The 16713-nt window shown below is 68.6% G+C and carries 12 protein-coding genes; 6 read left to right on the top strand and 6 right to left on the bottom strand.

Features of this window, described 5'->3' with window-relative positions; translation table 11 throughout:
* Positions 1–24 precede the first annotated feature (24 nt).
* The 3 genes from OG407_RS36640 to OG407_RS36630 all read right to left on the bottom strand — a co-directional run bounded on the left by OG407_RS36640 (position 25) and on the right by OG407_RS36630 (position 3551).
* Entirely contained in the window at positions 25–1254 is a 1230-nt protein-coding gene (locus OG407_RS36640) for a S8 family serine peptidase (RefSeq protein WP_405868813.1), read from the bottom strand.
* 90 nt (positions 1255–1344) lie between these two features.
* On the bottom strand, positions 1345–3102 hold the full coding sequence (locus OG407_RS36635) for a hypothetical protein (protein WP_405863891.1): 1758 nt from the start codon (positions 3100–3102) through the stop codon (positions 1345–1347).
* A gap of 2 nt (positions 3103–3104) precedes the next feature.
* Complete coding sequence (locus OG407_RS36630) at positions 3105–3551, bottom strand: DUF2563 family protein (protein ID WP_405863889.1); 447 nt, start codon at positions 3549–3551, stop codon at positions 3105–3107.
* A gap of 554 nt (positions 3552–4105) precedes the next feature.
* Between OG407_RS36630 and OG407_RS36625 the strand changes: the two genes are divergently transcribed.
* From OG407_RS36625 to OG407_RS36615, 3 genes are read left to right on the top strand one after another with little or no spacing between them, the layout of a single operon-like run.
* Positions 4106–4579 carry a hypothetical protein gene (locus OG407_RS36625; RefSeq protein WP_405863887.1) on the top strand — a complete coding sequence of 158 codons (474 nt, stop codon included), beginning with the start codon at positions 4106–4108 and terminating at the stop codon, positions 4577–4579.
* Between the two features lie 11 nt (positions 4580–4590).
* On the top strand, positions 4591–6897 hold the full coding sequence (locus tag OG407_RS36620; protein WP_405863885.1) for a hypothetical protein: 2307 nt from the start codon (positions 4591–4593) through the stop codon (positions 6895–6897).
* Positions 6894–7436 carry a hypothetical protein gene (locus tag OG407_RS36615; protein WP_405863883.1) on the top strand — a complete coding sequence of 181 codons (543 nt, stop codon included), beginning with the start codon at positions 6894–6896 and terminating at the stop codon, positions 7434–7436. Before OG407_RS36620 ends, OG407_RS36615 begins: the two co-directional genes overlap by 4 nt.
* Before the next feature lie 15 nt (positions 7437–7451).
* On the opposite strand, the gene OG407_RS36610 is transcribed toward OG407_RS36615, so the two are convergent.
* The 3 genes from OG407_RS36610 to eccB form a co-directional block, all read right to left on the bottom strand.
* Positions 7452–7700, bottom strand: coding sequence for a hypothetical protein (locus OG407_RS36610; protein WP_405863881.1), 249 nt, complete (start codon positions 7698–7700; stop codon positions 7452–7454).
* Between the two features lie 93 nt (positions 7701–7793).
* Positions 7794–9059, bottom strand: coding sequence for a type VII secretion-associated serine protease mycosin (gene mycP / locus OG407_RS36605; protein ID WP_405863879.1), 1266 nt, complete (start codon positions 9057–9059; stop codon positions 7794–7796).
* Positions 9060–9095: 36 nt separating this feature from the next.
* On the bottom strand, positions 9096–10628 hold the full coding sequence (gene eccB / locus OG407_RS36600) for a type VII secretion protein EccB (RefSeq protein WP_405863877.1): 1533 nt from the start codon (positions 10626–10628) through the stop codon (positions 9096–9098).
* A gap of 217 nt (positions 10629–10845) precedes the next feature.
* Between eccB and eccE the strand changes: the two genes are divergently transcribed.
* From eccE to OG407_RS36585, 3 genes are all read left to right on the top strand, one after another.
* Positions 10846–12189 (top strand): type VII secretion protein EccE, encoded by a 1344-nt coding sequence (gene eccE / locus OG407_RS36595; protein ID WP_405863875.1) that lies wholly within the window; start codon positions 10846–10848, stop codon positions 12187–12189.
* Entirely contained in the window at positions 12189–12935 is a 747-nt protein-coding gene (locus OG407_RS36590) for a hypothetical protein (protein ID WP_405863873.1), read from the top strand. The genes eccE and OG407_RS36590 overlap by 1 nt, the downstream gene beginning before the upstream one ends.
* A gap of 326 nt (positions 12936–13261) precedes the next feature.
* A complete protein-coding gene (locus OG407_RS36585; RefSeq protein ID WP_405863871.1) occupies positions 13262–16651 on the top strand; it encodes an SCO5717 family growth-regulating ATPase in 3390 nt (1129 codons plus the stop codon).
* The last annotated feature ends 62 nt before the right edge of the window (positions 16652–16713 follow it).

Here is a 16713-nt window from a genome sequence, read left to right as displayed (position 1 = left end):
TCGTGGTCTGGCCGGAAATCCCGGCTATCCGGCCCGTCGCGCGCGCATCACGGCTACGCCTGCGCCGGCGATGAGGATCAGTGCGGCTGCGGCGCCGATGGTGATCCAGAGTGTGTTGCTGTTGTCGGACGACTCGGCCGCGCTTGATCCTGCTGCTGAGGTGCCGCCGGTTGAGCCCTTCCCCTGGGCTTGGGATGAGGCTGACGCGGACGGGGAAGACGAGGTGACGGACGAAGATGAGGACTTCGCCAACAAGTCCCCGCCGTTGTCCTTCGCCAGTGGGTCGACGTGTGCGGGTCCGGCGTTGTAGTTGGGGTCTTTAAGGACCATGCGTGGCCGAATGAACCCGTAACCGGCGTACTTGCTCGGGTTGTTCTTCGCCCAGGAGCGACTGGCCGTGTCGATCAGGGAACGGGTGACTTGGTTCACCGTCCAGTCGGGGTGAGCGGACCAGATCAGGGCGGCGGCCGCTGAAACAAGTGCTGTTGCCGGGCTCGTCCCCTCGGTGTCGCAGTACGAGCGGAAGGTGGCATCGCACCAGCCCGGGATCGCTTCACCCGGCCCCGCGAGGTCGACATAGTCTCCATACGAGGAAATCTTCGACACTGTGAACGACGAATCGACCGCCGCAATGCCAAGCACGTAGGGATAGCCGGCCGGGTAGTCGATGAACCCGCTCTTCCCGGCACCAGCGTTGTTGCCGACAGCGGCGATCAGCAACTTACCCTTGGAAGCGGCGTAGTTGACTGCCGCCTCGTCCTCCTCGGTGGTCATTCCACCGAACGACATGCTGATGATCTTCGCGTCGGTGTCGGCAGCCGCCCTGAGTGCTTCCGCAGGCTGGGGCGTCTTGTCCTTCTCTGCCCCGCTCTTGAGGCCCTCCAGCTGTACGCGATAAGGAACAATCTTCGCTCCCGGCGCCAATCCCTTCAGGCCACCGCCCGATCCCGTACCCGCGATCAACTCCGCCATGGACGTTCCGTGGCCGTCGTAGTCGTCGGTCGCGTGGTAGGCAACCGTCTTAGGAACGTCATCGGCCAGGACTTGGCCCTTCAAGGAGGGTGTGTTCGCGTTCACCCCGGTATCGATGACAGCGACCTTGACGCCCTTACCCGTACTGATCTTCCACATCTGCTCGGCCTGCATCGGCTTCAAGTACCACTGCTTCGACTGAGCGTCGTACGCTGTGGCGCCCGGGGCGAACCCGATACTCACAACGGCCAGGACGCCGACAACTGCCCCCACGGCACGCAGTCGTCTTCCACAGCGTGTCCTGAGGAGCGCAGCCCGCTCGGCTCGTCGGCTGGACCCTGACTTCATGGCGTTGTCTGTCCTCGCTCGCGCTCAGTTGGCAGCCGGCGGCACGTCGCGCCGCGGCTTGGTGTGCGGATCCATCTCTTCGTCTTCGGCCAAGTGGTCGTGGCACGACGCTTCCCGAGACTTGCGTTCGCCGCCGGGCTTGCCTTGATTGCCAGGCCCGCGTACAAGGCCGGCACCTCCGCGCGTCATGCCGTTGCGCTCTGCGCGGGTGACGGAGTTACGTTCGGCCGGCCTGCCCGTGACAGCCTCGGACGTTCCGGTGCCTCCACGCGAGGAAGTCGGCTTGTTCGAACCGGCCCGTGGCTCGGCATCAGGAGCTCCGAAGACGCCACGTTGCCCTGGCCGACCTGCCGCAGGCCCATTGTTGGCGGTCTCTTCAGCCCCGATGACTGTGCCGCGGGGAATTCGCGATCCGCCCTTCGTCGGATTCCCGCCAGCCGCCGTCGGCCGTCCGCCCACCACACCATTCGTACGGCCTGCACCCGTACTCGGCCCACCATTGGCTCGTGGTGTCGAAGTGCCGCCCGTCCGCGGAGTACCACCGGTGACACCGCGACCCACTGGGGACGGCTTCGCTCCGGGGGTCGGGCCGCCCTTGGCAAGCGACCGACCGGTCTCCGTGCTGCGGCCCATCTGGCTCATGGGCCCGCGGCCGGAGGACCGACCAGTGCTCGAATTGCCCTGTCCTGATGCGGGGCTTCGATAGCCACCTGATCCGCCCGAGCCTCTGCCCGAGAAGCTGCTGGGAGCTGGCAGCCCGTAGCCACTCTCGAACGTCCCGGTCGGGCCACCAGTCCCTGGAGTCCCCATGACCGGCTGGGTGTGGTTTGTCGTAGGCACAGTCGTGGATGGCGGCAGCGTGCTGACGCTGTCGATGTTCGTACCAACAGGAGTGTCGGGACGAGTGACGTGCTCGGCGATGTGCTTCGGAGGCGTAGGCACATCGTTTGTGTCGTGCACGCGAATGTCGGTCGCCGGCTTGACCGTGCTGTGGTGGTCCACGACAGTCGGCTTCTCACTACCACTTGAGGCAGTGCGTTCAGGGTTGGATACCACTGAGCGTTTGGGCCGTGGTACCCCCACGCTAGGCATGGTCTTGAACTCGGGAGCCTTTTCGTTCAAGGCCACCAGCTCATCCTTGGACACCGAGTAGTACGACGACAGCCGGTTCATCTGGTTGATCGCCTCCTGGCGATCCTTCTCCACACGTACGGCAGTCGTGTACGCATGTTTGTCTGCGGTCTTCTCGGCATCCGTGAATTTCTCGGGCCGCTTCCGGGCAGTTTGTGTATCACGAGCCGGCATAGCGCTGCGTACGGAGGCGAGGCCAACAGCAGCGGCGGTGATCTGATCGCCCGCGCCGCCGGCGAAATCACTCAACAGGTGTGTTTTGGTGACGAGTTCACTGCCCCATTTGCGGAAGGCATCGCCCGAGTCCCCGACCCAGTGGACGGTGTCGATGTGACCGCCGAGCTCCTCGGCTGCCGCCTTGATGGCGTCACGCGCGTCCCATAGAGCCTTGCCGGACGATTCCAGATCCTCCGGGTTCGTCTGCTCGACCAGGTCGACCATCCGGTTGAGGTTGTAGTGCTCGAAGCTCGTACGACCATGCATGGCCTGCCCATAGGTGGTGCTGTCCACCACCGAGCGCAGAGGGTCGAACACAAGATTTTCGAGGAGCCCGCCTCCTCGCGGCCTCTCCTCCACCCTCCGAGCGAAGTCCGTGAAGTTGTTCTGGTCGGAGACCCGGTCCAGGTCCGCCTTGTGCTGCTTGTCAGTCATCGTCACCCGCCCATGCCGGAGTTGCCATCACTGCCGCGCTTGACACCTGCGGAATGCTGGCCGCTCTTGATCTCCGACTGGATCTCCCAGAACCGCTGCCGCTGTTCCTCTTCGAGGTTGTCGAAGCCGTGAGCCGCACCCTGCACCGCGATACCGATCGCCTCGATCTGCAGATGCAAGATCTTCGAGAGAGACGTCAGCTTCTCGTGGACGGTGTTGTACTGGCGATAAAGGTCATCCGCCTCGGAGAAATCGCCATGTCCCCCGCTGTGGAGCGAACCCCGGCTGATCGTCTGGGCGCCCACCCGTGTCGGGTTGCCCGCAGACCCCTCAAGATCACGGAGAACCGCATCGACCCGCTTCACGAAGAGACCCAGAGCCTCCCCGCTGGCCTCCAGGTTCGCCGCCCTGGTAGCCGACACGCCCCCCACCATGTCCGCCGGAAGCACGACGCCCCTCCCCGTTTCCCCGTACGTCCACCGGCCGCGGCCCGACCGGGGACGATCAATCGCTCACCGTACGATCGCAAAGTGAGCCGCGTCTGACAACGCCTTTACCACTGTAGTCAACCTGCACATCGGGGCCAACCAGCCTGTGTGTTAACTCAGTTACGACACTTGCGCGGGCGCCACACTTTGCCCGGTTTGCCGGTTTGCGCCCGTCGACTGCATGGCCGCAGATCCGTTACCCAAGCCGCCGGTCAGTCAATCGTGACCGCGGTAGACCGCCGCGAAAGTGTCACTCCTCGCGACCTTCATTAAATTTCCACACGCGATCAACACGCGACAGGAGCAACGCCGGTCGCCCGCTTGACGCCAGATCCGGCCGGGGCCGACCTGGCCATCTCCTCCGAAGCTTCACGCGAGAACAATCAGGACAATGCAGACATGACCCGGACTTTGCCCGGGTCGGGTTGCTAACTTGACCGCGCGACAGGACAGAGGCGGCCGCGTTCGCCGAGCGGAAGCACCTGCGGTAGAGCACACGGGGAAGGGGTCCACGCATGGCGTGGGAGGAGTGGGAGCAGCTCAAGTCCCAGGCGGCTGAGCGACAGCCGACCCACATGCGTCTCAATCAGTTGGCACCGGACGGCGGAGGCGGGGGCTCCGGGGACCTCGTCGTGCACCAGGACGACCTCGGTGCCGTAGGGCACGAGGCACGCGTCCTTTACGACGACATCCACGCCGGGGCGGACATCGCCGCCGCAGGGGCCGGCAAGGACGGCGCAGGCTCGACCACCCAGGCCGCCGGCGCGCTGAAGTCGCATGGCTTCGAGACGGGCGGCGCCCTGGAGAAGACCGTCGAGGTGTGGACGTCCCAGGTCAAGTCCGTGCTGCAGGCCTGTGCACACATCTCCGACCACCTGGATTACAGCGAGAAGCGTCACTCCGAGGACGACGCGGAGATCGGGACAGTCCTTCGCGCCAGTGACGGCTCGGCCGTATCGGTGTCGAAACTCAACGAGTACTTCAAGTAGGGGAACCGGCTGTGGCTCTCACCTTCACGGACCTCGTCGAGGTCGATCTCGACAAGCTCGGTACCGCCGTATCGGACTGGAAGAAGACCGTCGACAGCCTCAAGACAGCGGCGGAGAACGCTCGCAGCGGAATGCAGGCGAAGTCGGACTCCGCACAGTGGGCCGGCGTCAACGCGACGGTGACCCGCGGTTTCATCGCGAAGACCGCGAAGGAGGTCTCGGACCTTCACGCCGAGGCCAACAGCATCTATCAGGTGCTCGCCGACGGGCATCCGGAGCTCGTCGCGCTCCAGAAGCAGGTCAAGGACGCCGCGGGGAAGGACGCGAGCGCTCTTGGCGTACGCGTGAACGACATCGGGGACGGAAAGGTCGTCTGCATCTTCCCCCACGTCCGTGGCGATACCGACGAGCGCACACAGGAACAGCTCGACGCCAAGCGGGAGTTGGAGAACCGGATCAACGGGATCCTCGCCCATGCCGCGGAGGTCGACGCCTCGGTCGCCCGCGCGCTTCGCAAGACCCACGGCGACGATGCCCACAACGCCGGCCACAGCACATACGAGTCCTTGAACGACGCCCAGGCCGAACGCGCGCTGGAACTCGCCCGCAAGGGCGACAAGATGAGCGACGCGGAACTGCAGGAGTTCAACCGGCTGATGCGCTTCAACGGCCGGGAGAAGGACGGCGAGTTCGCGACCGAGTTCTACCAAGGGCTCGGCGGGCCGGAGAAGACGCTTGAGTTCTATGCCGCGATGTCGATCGACGGGACGGACCCCGACGCGAGCAAGGTCCGGCTGAACGCCATGAAGGACCTTCAGCAGAACATGGGGTTCGCGCTGGCCAACGCCACGGACCCGGACACGAAGCATCATCTGCCCGCGACTTGGGGATCCGATTTTCGTCGCCTGGGCACCCAGCAGATCGGCTGGGAGCAGGGACAGTGGAACAAACCGTACGGCTACCAGATCCTCGGCGGACTACTGCGCTACGGCAACTACGACCCCCGGTTCCTCGATCCGATCGCCGAACACGTCACCCAACTGCACAAGAAGGACCCGTACTTCTTCCTCAACAACAAGCCCACGGGCCAAGAGGATGCCTACGGCTTCAATCCGTCGGGCCAACTGGGCTCCGGCAACGACCCGCTCAACAGCGTGCTGGAGGCACTCGGTCACAGCCCGGAGGCCTCGGAGAAGTTCTTCACGCAGCCACCGACCGTGTACAACGAGGACGGCACGGAGAAGGTCGGCGGCAGCCCAGGGTTCAACTCGTATCTCGATCTGTTCACGGACAAAGACTTCACCTGGACGGTCGACACCAACGACGCGAATATCCTCGCCGACGAGGACAAAACGAAGAACGCACTCAACTTCGGCCCCGAAGCACTCGGGCACGCGCTGGAGTCGGCGACGACCGGGCGATCCTACGACGACGACACCGGTGACGCCATCAAGCACTCCGGTCCTCAAGCACAGTTGGTCAATGACATCGTCAACAAGTTCGGTCAGAATCCGGAACTCATTCGACACAACGAGAACGGTGATCTGGAAGACGAGGAGTCGGGGCCTCTGTACGGATTGCGCGGCAGCCTCGGAGACATCACCGCCGAGTACATGGGCGATTTCCAGCGGGCCATGTACAAGGAAGACCCGAACAGCGATCTGTTCCCGACGTTCGGTACGGCAGCCGGCCTGGACTCCGGTCACGCCGCTCGATTCCTGGGCGCGGTGGGACAGGATCCCGATGCCTATTCGGCGATCACGAGTGCGCAGCAGACCTACACCACCGAGGTCGTGGACCACGTCATCAACGGTGGCAGTGAATCGACGGCCTCGCTGGACGGACGTGTGGGTGACGTCGTCGCGCCGGGTGCGACGATCGCCGGCATCATGAGCGACGCCAGAGCCAACGCGATCTACGAGTATCACGCGGCATCGGACACGGAATTCAACGATGCGGCAGCCGACAAACAGAAATGGGTGGATCGCATCCTGGGGATGGGCCTCGAAAAGGTCGGCGAACGCGTTCCCATTGCCGGCGCTCCTCTCGCATGGGCCTCCGAGGACATCCAGGAATCCATCATGAAGAGCATCGAGCAAGACACGACGACCGAAGCGGAACAAGAAGCCGGTAACCAATACGCTCTCGGTCGCGACGCAGCCATCGACTCGGCCCAGGCCGCGGTCAATCACGCGCTGGTGAACAATCAGGACATCAACTACGACACCGCCGACGATCTGCGGCGCGCCGCTCGCACGGCCGCGGGTGTCAGCCACTCAGCCGGCGCCCAGTGGAACTCGGAGAGTGACGCGAAGTGAGGCACAAGCCCTACATCCTGCGCGGTGTCTCCGTCCTCGTCGCCGCCACCGCCACCGCCGCGGTCGGCTGTTCGGCGGAGAAGCCGGGTCGGGAGTTCACGGTTCCCAAGTCCCTGTGCGGGGTGAGCGTTCCGACCGACGCGCTCTCTCAGCTCCTGCCCGCCTCCGGCAAGCACCTCACCACTGTGGCGAAGGGTTCGACCGACGACGTGCTTCTGTGCACGGTCAGCGCCGACGATGTCAGGGTGTTGACGTTGAGCCGGGAGCGAATCGACACCGGCGACTCGGCTCGGCACATCTTGTTCACCCAACTCTCCATCGCACGGCCGAAACTCGCGGAGGGCGACACCATCGCGTACGCCGACAAGGCTGCCGTGTCACTGCTCAAGTGCCGTGGTACCGGCGTGGTGGAGGAAGACATCAGCACCCTCGTCAGCGTCTTGAAGCCGGCACGCCCGGACGAGTCGGCCATGAAGAGCCTGATCTCCGGCTACACGGCAGCGATCAAGAAACAGGAACCCTGCAAGCAGAACTCCTGACCGGGGTCTCGACGCTCACCACAGCCGATACCCCGGAAACGTCAACGTCCCTTGCCCGCCGGTGATGCCGGGCGGTGTGTAGTCGCGCTTGTTCGCGCCCGTTCCCGGGGCGTCGCCGGCGCCGTTCCCGGTCACCTTGTCCTTGATCAGGGTCTCGTAGTCGTCGAAGTGAAGAGGGTTGCCGGACTGATCGGTCTGGTACGTGCAGCCGTCCAGGTCGTCCGTGGCTCCCCGCACCGCGCTCGTCAGCTCCCGTCGCTCCACTCCATGTCGTCGGCGACGCCGATGATGTTCAGCTCGGTCAGCGCGTCCAACTGCCGCCCACCAAAAGGTCGTTGAGGTTGGCGTTCACCCCCGTCACCCACCCGCCCCACCCCCAACCCGACGCCGCCGCCGGGCATCCCGTATCGCCACTGCCGTGCCGCCCAGCCCCGCCACCGCGACCAGTCCGCCGACGACCACGTACGTGCCCAGCCGTGTGTTCCGCTCGTCCGCCGTTTCGCCGAAGTGGACGGGAGTGACCGACGGTGCCTCGCCCTTCGCCACGCCGCCCTCGGGCTCGGGGGTCTCGACGGGGTGTTCGGGGTCCACGTCCGTGAGGGCCTTGACCGGGTCCACGACGCCCCAGCCGACCAGGCGGTCGTGGCCGGAGATGGAGCGCTCCGCGGTCTGTTCGATCTGGGCGATGATCTGCTGGGCCGTCCAGTCGGGGTACTTGGACTTCAACAGGGCCGCCACGCCCGCGACATAGGGCGCCGAGAAGCTCGTACCGTTGTCGGAGCAGTGGCCGTTGCCCGGGACCGTGGAGATCATGTCGACGCCGGGGGCGGCCACGCCGACGAACTCGCCGGACTGGGAGAAGGAGGCGCGTTCGTTGTTGCGGTCGGAGGCCGCTACGGCGAGGACGCCCTTGTACGACGCCGGGTAGGTGATCTGGACGTTGCCGCCGAGGCCGTCGTTGCCGGCCGAGGCGACGACCACGACACCGCGTTCCAGAGCGCGGTCCACGGCCGCTTCGAGCTTGTCGTCGGGGGCTACGGCGTTCGCCGTGTCCTGGGAGATGTTGATGACGCCGGCGCCCTTCCTGACGGCGTCGTCGATCGCCGTCGTCAGGGTCGCTGCCGTGCCGTCGCCCTCCGCGTCGTTCTGCTTGATCGGGATGATCGTCGCGTCGGGGGCCAGGCCCACGAAACCCGTGCCCTTGGCGGGGCGGGCCGCGATGATGCCCGCCACGCGCGTGCCGTGGCCGACCGTGTCGGTGGTGCCCTGGTTGTTGCCGCGGTCGATCTTCTCGCCCTTGGTGTTCTTGGTGGGCAGGAGGTTCTCCCCCGCCGACGCGTCGACCGCCTTCTTCAACTGCGGGTTCTTGACGTCGACTCCGGTGTCGATGACGGCCACCTTGACGTGCTTGCCGGTGGACTGGGCCCACAGCTCGTCCAGGTTGACGCGTTGCAGCGCCCAGGGGCGGCCCGCGTACGGCTTCGACGGGAACGTGCACTGGCCGTCGTCCGCGTGGGCGGCGGTCGCCAGCGACAGGGGTACGGCCAGCATCGACGTCGTCACCGTGAGCGCGACCGCCGCCGACCCCGCCGCCGTACGGACCAGCCCGCGCGTCCTCGACATCCCTGAAATCAGCATGAGTTCATGCCCCCGTCGCGCCTACGAACCCTGCGGCTGACGGGCCGCCGCCTCCGACAGGCGCGGGCCCGTCGGCAGGAACGTCGACCACTCCGCGGGGACGGGTGCCGGGGTGACCTTCTCGTAGCCGAGGCGGGTCTGGGCGATCTTGGCCTCGCTGAGTTCGTCCTTGCGCTGCTTGGCCGTCGTACCGATGCCGCTGTCGTCGGTGGCGCTGTCGCTGTTGGACTGCAGGGCGTAGCGCAGGCCCGTGTCGGTGACCAGGAAGACCGGGCCCGCGTCGGCCTCGGTGCCCATGACCTGGCGGTAGAGCTGGCCCGAGCCGGCGGTGACGTACGCGCTGGAGGAGCCGGTGGGGAGGGCCGCCGGGAAGTCGGTGCCCACCCAGGTGGAGAGTGTCGTCCTGTTGCCGCTGCCGACCGAACGCAGCACATTGCAGACCGTGTTGCGGCCGCTGGTGGCGCTGGTGCCGTCGTTGACCGTCTTCGGCATGTACGTCGGCCAGGTCTTGTCGGCCTCGAAGGTCGTGCTGTCGGTGATCGCGCCCGGGCTGACCGGCTGTGCCTCGCCCGTCTGCTCGGTCGGGAGAAGGGCACTGCTGTTGAGCAGCAGCGTGGCGACGAACTCCGTGATGCGGGCGACCTTGCCGGGCAGCACCACGTAGTAGGTCAGTGACTGGCCCTCGTTGGCCTTGAGGACCTCGCCGACCTTGTCGTACTCCCGCACCGCCGGACCGGTGAGCGCGTTCGCCTTCGTGCCCGGGGTGCCGTCGGTGATCTTCGGGATCTCGATCGGGTCGCCCTTGTGGAGGGTGTCGAGCCACTCCTGGGAGACGCGTTGCGGGGCTCGGCGCTGGGTGTCGAGGGCCTTCAGGAGTTCCTTGTCGGAGGGGTTGGCGAGCGGGTAGGCGGTGCCCTTGGCGTCGACGACGTACTGCTTCTTGCCGTCCGGGCCGACGACGTACATGAGGTCGCCGCCGCCGAGCTTGTCGCTTCCCTCGGTCGTGGACCAGTCCTTCTCGGCGAGGACGAACGCCGCCTTCTGGATGGACCGGCCACCGGCGGAGGGGCTCTCGCAGACCGCCCAGCGTTTCGCCGCCTCGGCCTCGCCGGAGGAGGGCAGGCGGTCGGGGGCGTACGGGATGCCGATGGTCGCGCCGTGCGGGGGCTTGCCGCTGTCGAGGACCTTCTCGTCGACCGTGATGACGGAGTCGTTGCTCGGGTCCAGGAGGAGTTTGGCGGAGGCCATGTTGAGGACCGGGTGGAGCTGGGCCTGCTTGCCCGTCTTCAACACCACATACCGCGTCGTCGACTTGCTCGCCACGATGACGTGCTCGTTGGGCTTGGACCAGCCCGGCGGGGCCGTCGGCTTGAACATGCCGATACCGCCGAACACCGCGAGGATCACCACGCCGATGACGAGGCCGGGCACCACCGCGCTCAGCGGTTTCGGGGCACCTTCGTCCGAGCCCGACGGCGACGGCTGCAGGAAGGACGCGAGCGTACGGCGCTTCGCGAAGGTGTAGGCGTTGAGTTCGTCACGCCGTGATGCCATCTGTGTCCGCTCTCTCCCCGTGCGGAGCCGTGGAGGACCTGTGGAGATACGTCCCCTGCCCCCGATTGCCTCTGATACCTCTGGTGTCAGACCCGCCCCCTACTATGCCTGTTGCGTGGGTGTGCTTGCGTCACGGGTAGGGTGCTCGGGCCTTGAGGGGACCCGGGCGCGGAGAACGGCGCAGGGAATTTCGGGATAGTTCGGGGGGTTTGGAGTGATGGCTTCCGCAACGCGGAACCGGTCGCGATCGCAATCAGGATCCGGAGCCGGGTCCGAGTCCGGGTCGGATCACGTGAGCGGCACGGGTGCGCACCGCGGTTCCTTCCACGGTTCCTTCACGCCGCGTCTGAAGTCCCGCTCGGGGCGCGGAGGTTCGTTCACGACCCAGCGGCTGGTGCTGCTGGAGATCGCCGCCGCGCTCGTGGTGTCCGGCTGGCTCGTCGGCCCGATGGCGCTCGTGCCGGCGATCGCGCTCGCCGTTCTTCTCGTGGTCCTCGCTGTCGTACGACGCCGGGGGCGCTCCCTGCCGGAGTGGCTCGGCACGCTGCTCGCGCTGCGCGCCCGGACCCGGCGGGCCGCGGGCACGCCGGTGCCGCCGGGGATCGACGCCGGTCTCGCGCCCGCCGTGGAGTGCGACCCGAACCTGCGCACGTACAGCTACCACCGCGGTGACGACCGCGACCGGCGGCCGGTCGGGATGATCGGCGACGGCGACTTCCTCACCGCGGTCCTCCAGGTGGAGTCGGACGCGGGCGCGCTGCGGGCCGAGCGCGGGCGCAGACCGCTGCCCGTGGGTCTCGTCCGGGACACCCTCGAAGTCGACGGCATCCGCCTCGAATCGGCGCAGATCGTGGTGCACACGCAGCCCGCGCCCGCGCTGCATCTGCCCCAGCAGTCGGTCGTGGTGAGCAACTACGCGCCACTGCAGGCCCAGACGGGCTCCCCGGCGGTCCGCATCACCTGGATCGCGCTGAAGCTCGACCCCGAACTGTGCCCCGAGGCCGTGGCCGCGCGCGGCGGCGGGCTGGTCGGCGCGCAGAAGTGTCTGGCGCGGTCGGCGGAGCATCTGTCGAGCCGGCTGTCCGGTGCCGGGCTGCGGGCCACCGTGCTCTCGGAGGAGGAGCTGACGGCCGCGATCGCCACCTCCGCGTGCGCCAACCCGATGGTGACCGCGCAGGCCGGGCGGAGCGAGGCGCCGCAGCGGCGGACCGAGGAGTCCAGCCGCAGTTGGCGCTGCGACAACCGCCGGCACACCACCTACTGGGTGCGCCGCTGGCCCCAACTGGGCGATTCCGGCACCTCGTTGGCACAGCTGGTGGCCCAACTGACCGCGGTCCCCGCGCTGGCGACGACGTTCAGCCTGACGCTGGCCCGGGGCGAGCAGCAGGACGTGGCACTCACCGGGCACCTGCGGATCACCGGCCGCAGCAACCAGGAACTGACCGACGCACGGCGCGAGTTGGAGCAGGCCGCCCGTCAGGCACGTACCGGAATCGCCCGCCTGGACCGTGAACAACTCCCCGGTGTTCTCGCCACGTTGCCCCTCGGAGGTGCCCGCTGATGACCATGACACCCACCGAGCCCCGGGCCACCGGCCTCGCCTCCCGGCTGCGCGCCGGTTTCGGCCTGCTCGGCCCCCGCCATCCGCGCCACACACTGCCCGTCGACCAGGTGGAGGCGCTGTCGCTGCCCATCGGGGACGACGGCGTCGTGGTCGGCATGGACCCCGAGGGCCGGCCGGCCGTGCTCGGGGTCAACCGCCCCACGCCGTACGACATCCTGCTCATCAGCGGCCTCTGGACGGCCCAGGTACTGGCGCTGCGCGCGGCGGCCACGGGTGCGCGCGTCGCCGTGGAGACGGGCCGGCCGCAGGCCTGGATGCAGATGGTGCACGCGATGGGCGGCGGCCAGAACGGCCTCGCGGTGTACGACGTCGGCCGGGTCCCCCCGCAGGGCGCCTCCGCCGGTACGCCCGTGCTGGTGGTGCGGGACTGCGGGATGCGGCCGCCGCGCGGGCGGGTGACATCGGCGCCCTGGCAGTCCGTGCTCACGCTGCTGCCGTATCTCAGCCCGGTCGCACCGCGGTTGATGCGGCAGGCACGCCTGGTGGGTGTGCAGCGGGTGTCGCCGGACGAGGCGGCGGAGATCGGGCGCGTGATCGGCCTGCCGCGGCTCGACCTCGACGCACTGCCCACGCTGCCCGACGGCGTCACGCTGTGGTGCACGGAGCGGGATCGGCAGTACGTGATGACCCAGCCGACGGACGCGGAGGTCGGCCTGCTGGGCGTGGCCCGCCGTATGGACTGACGGACGGACCGACCGGAGCACCGACCGGAGGACCGACCGGAGGACCGACCGCGCAGAATGACATACCCCACCTGTCCCATTTGGTCGATTTCCAGGGTGATTTGATCCGCTATCGCCGGTCTCGGTCGTGCGGGCATTCACGAAGGGGTGGGCGGGCCTGCCGAGTCCACGGCTTTGGTGATTAGGCTGGGACGGGGCACGTCACGAGTATCCGCGAGCGGGTGGTGCGTGGCCCAGGGGCCCCAGGGGGACAACCCGGCGCATCGGACGGTGCGAACCGTCGCCCCGGCACGACACGAGGGTGCTCGACCACACCAGGAGGAATTGTGAGCAGCGATCGGGACGGGATCCGCGGGGGCTGGGCCACGCCCGGCGATGACCAGCCCGACGACGAGTCCGCCATCGAGATGACGGGCGAGTTCACGATCGACTACGCGCCGCCGGCCTGGTACACGCAGAACTCGTCCGGCGCGTCGGGCGCGTCCGCGCAGGCCTCACCGCCGCCGACCCCGGCGAGCGGTATGGCGATGCCGCCCCCGCCTCCGGCGCCTCCGGTCGGCCCCACGTTCCCGGTGCCCGTGCCACCGGACAACTCCGGCTTCCAGTCCGGGTGGGCGCCCGCGGCCGCGGTCCCGCCGCCCGTGGGTCAGCCGGCTGCGGTTCAACCGGCTGCGCCGCAGCCGCCTGCGGTCCCCGCCGAGGAGGACCCCGAGAGCGGCGACATCGCGAGCGGGGCGACGATGCGGATCTCGTCCGCCGCGTTGAAGCGGGAGGTCGTGGAGCGGGGTGGTGCGGAGGCGGATGCCGCTCCGGCGCAGGCAGCCCCTGAGCAGGCCGACGCGGAGACCCCGGTGGCTCCGGATCCGGCCGAGGGTTCCGTCGAAGGTACGGAAGGTGCCGAAGGTTCGGGTACCGGTGCCGGTGACTCCGAATCGGGCTTCGGGGAGCCGGAGTTCGAAGGCGAGGTCCCGGAGAACGGTGACGCCGAGGGCACCGACGCCGCCGAGTTGAGCACGCAGGACGAGGACGGCACGGTCGCCGAGACGGATGCCGGGGACTCCACGGAATCCGCGAACTCCGCCGAAGGCCAGCGCACCGAAGACACCTCCGCGCCCACGGCAGCCCCCGACACGGCCCCCGCCATCGACCCGGCCGACGCCCCGGCGGATGACGCGACCGGCGACGTGGCCGACGCCCCGGAGCACGAGCCGAGCAACACCGACGCCACACCGGCAACGCCATCCACGCCCACACCCGAGGCCGACTCCCCCCAGCCCACCGACCCGGCCACGGGTGCAACGGGTGCAACGGGTGCCACCGGTGACGTACAGGCCGACGTACAGGAAGCCCCTCCCGCCTGGGCTCCCCCGCCGGCCCCGCAGAGCGGAATCCCGCCGCTGCCGCCGTCCTACCAGCCCGCCGCCCCGGCCCCGGCCGACCAGTGGCCCGCGCAGCCGCACCCCCAGGCTCAGCAGCCGCCGGTGGACCCCGCCGCGCCCCAACCGCCCGTGCCGCAGCAGCCCGTCGCCGCCCCGGCCCAGCCGCCGTTGCCGCCTCAGCAGCAGCCCCCGTTCCAGCCGCACCCACCGCAACCGGCACCGGCGGCCTGGGACGCACCGCCGGCACCGACCCCGCAGGGCCCGGCACCCACGCCCGTGGTCGGCCCCACCGGTTACGGCTTCCCGCCCACCACACCCCCGGCCCCGGCGCCGAACCAGCAAAGCGGCTACGGCTTCCCGCCCCCACCGGCACCGCCGACTCAGCCCACCCCCAACACCCCGGACCAGCAAGGCAGTTACGGCTTCCCCCCTGCACCCGCCCAGCAGAGCCCGCCCAACCCCGCCGTACCGAACCACCAAAACGGCGGCTACGGCTTCCCGCTCCCGCCCGCGCAGCAGACCCCGGCTACCCCGGCACCCCCGAACCAACAGGGCAGCTACGGCTTCCCACAGGGACCGGCACAGCAGGCCCCGCCCACCCCCAACGCGCCGGACCAGCAGGGCAGTTACGGCTTCCCCCCGGTACCCGCGCAACCGGGCCCGCCCAACCCCAACACCCCAGACCAGCAAGCCAGTTACGGCTTCCCCCCGGCACCCGCCCAGCAGGCCCCGCCCAACCCCCAGAGCGGCTACGGCTTCCCCCCTGCGCCCCCGGCTCCCGCGCAGCAGCAGGCCCAGCCCGACGGACCGCAACCCCCGCACACACCCCAGCCGCAGCCCCACCTCCAGGCGCAGCCCCACCCCCAGGCTCAACCCCCGGTGGACCCCCGCACCGGCACCGCCTGGCCGCAGCCCATCCAGCACGACCAGCGGCAGCCGACCAACCCCGGTGCCGCGCCGCTCGGTTACACCGCTGCCGTGGAGTTGTCGTCGGACCGGCTGCTCAGCAACAAGAAGCAGAAGGCGAAGAGTGGTCGGCCCGGTGCCGCGCCCTCGCGGTTCAAGCTCGGCGGGAAGAAGGAAGAGGCCGAGCGGCAGCGGAAGTTGGAGCTGATCCGTACGCCGGTGCTGTCGTGCTACCGGATCGCGGTGATCAGCCTCAAGGGCGGTGTCGGCAAGACCACGACGACCACCGCGCTCGGCTCCACGCTCGCCACCGAGCGCCAGGACAAGATCCTCGCGATCGACGCCAACCCGGACGCCGGCACCCTCGGCCGCCGCGTGCGCCGCGAGACCGGCGCGACCATCCGCGACCTGGTCCAGGCGATCCCGTACCTCAACTCGTACATGGACATCCGCCGGTTCACCTCCCAGGCGGCCTCCGGTCTGGAGATCATCGCCAACGACGTCGACCCGGCCGTCTCCACCACCTTCAACGACGAGGACTACCGGCGCGCGCTCGACGTCCTGGGCAAGCAGTACCCGATCATCCTCACCGACTCCGGTACCGGTCTGCTCTACAGCGCGATGCGCGGTGTGCTGGACCTCGCCGACCAGCTCATCATCATCTCGACGCCGTCCGTGGACGGTGCGAGCAGTGCGAGTACGACGCTGGACTGGCTGTCGGCGCACGGGTACGCCGACCTCGTCTCACGCTCGCTCACCGTCATCTCCGGTGTCCGCGAGACCGGCAAGACGATCAAGGTGGAGGACATCGTCAGCCACTTCGAGACGCGCTGCCGGGGTGTCGTGGTCGTGCCGTTCGACGAGCATCTCGCCGCCGGTGCGGAGGTCGACCTCGACATGATGCGGCCGAAGGTCCGGGAGTCGTACTTCAACCTCGCTGCCCTGGTCGCCGAGGACTTCGTCCGCCACCAGCAGATGCACGGCCTGTGGACGAACGACGGCAATCCCCCGCCCGTACTGGCCCCGCCGATGCCGGGCCAGCAGGGATACCCGGGCTACCCGGGACCGCAGGGACAGCCCGGACAGCAAGGGCAGCAGGGACAACCGGGTTATCCGGGCCAGCAGCCGTACCCGGGCCAGCACGCTCCCGGCCAGCCCGGTCCCTACCCCCAGCAGCAACAACAGCAACAGCACCAACCGCAGCCCCAACCGCCGCACCCCGGCCAGCAGTTGTACGGCCAGCAGCCCTACCCCCAGCAGGGTCAGCCCCCGGCGCAGCAGCCGGCCCCGCCGTATCCCCAGCACCCGGGTCAGCAGCCCCCGCCGCCGTACCCGCAGCACCCGGGCTACGGCCAACCCCCGCAGGCTCCTCAGCAGGACGGCGACCGGACTCCGCCCCCGCCGCCTCCGCCCGCACCCCCGCAGCAGTAGGCGCACACGAAGGGCGGCCGGTACCCGTGGGGGTACCGGCCGCCCTTCGGCGTCGTAGAGAC

The organism is Streptomyces sp. NBC_01515 (assembly GCF_045040345.1).
Lineage (GTDB): Bacteria > Actinomycetota > Actinomycetes > Streptomycetales > Streptomycetaceae > Streptomyces.
This window is presented reverse-complemented; position numbering and strand designations above follow the sequence as displayed.

Excerpts from the sequence above, each read along its gene's own strand:
- OG407_RS36635 (WP_405863891.1), bottom strand. The coding sequence starts at position 3,102 with ATGACTGACAAGCAGCACAAGGCGGACCTGGACCGGGTCTCCGACCAG.
- OG407_RS36590 (WP_405863873.1), top strand. The coding sequence starts at position 12,189 with ATGACCATGACACCCACCGAGCCCCGGGCCACCGGCCTCGCCTCCCGG.
- eccE (WP_405863875.1), top strand. The coding sequence starts at position 10,846 with ATGGCTTCCGCAACGCGGAACCGGTCGCGATCGCAATCAGGATCCGGA.
- eccB (WP_405863877.1), bottom strand. The coding sequence starts at position 10,628 with ATGGCATCACGGCGTGACGAACTCAACGCCTACACCTTCGCGAAGCGC.
- mycP (WP_405863879.1), bottom strand. The coding sequence starts at position 9,059 with ATGTCGAGGACGCGCGGGCTGGTCCGTACGGCGGCGGGGTCGGCGGCG.
- OG407_RS36625 (WP_405863887.1), top strand. The coding sequence starts at position 4,106 with ATGGCGTGGGAGGAGTGGGAGCAGCTCAAGTCCCAGGCGGCTGAGCGA.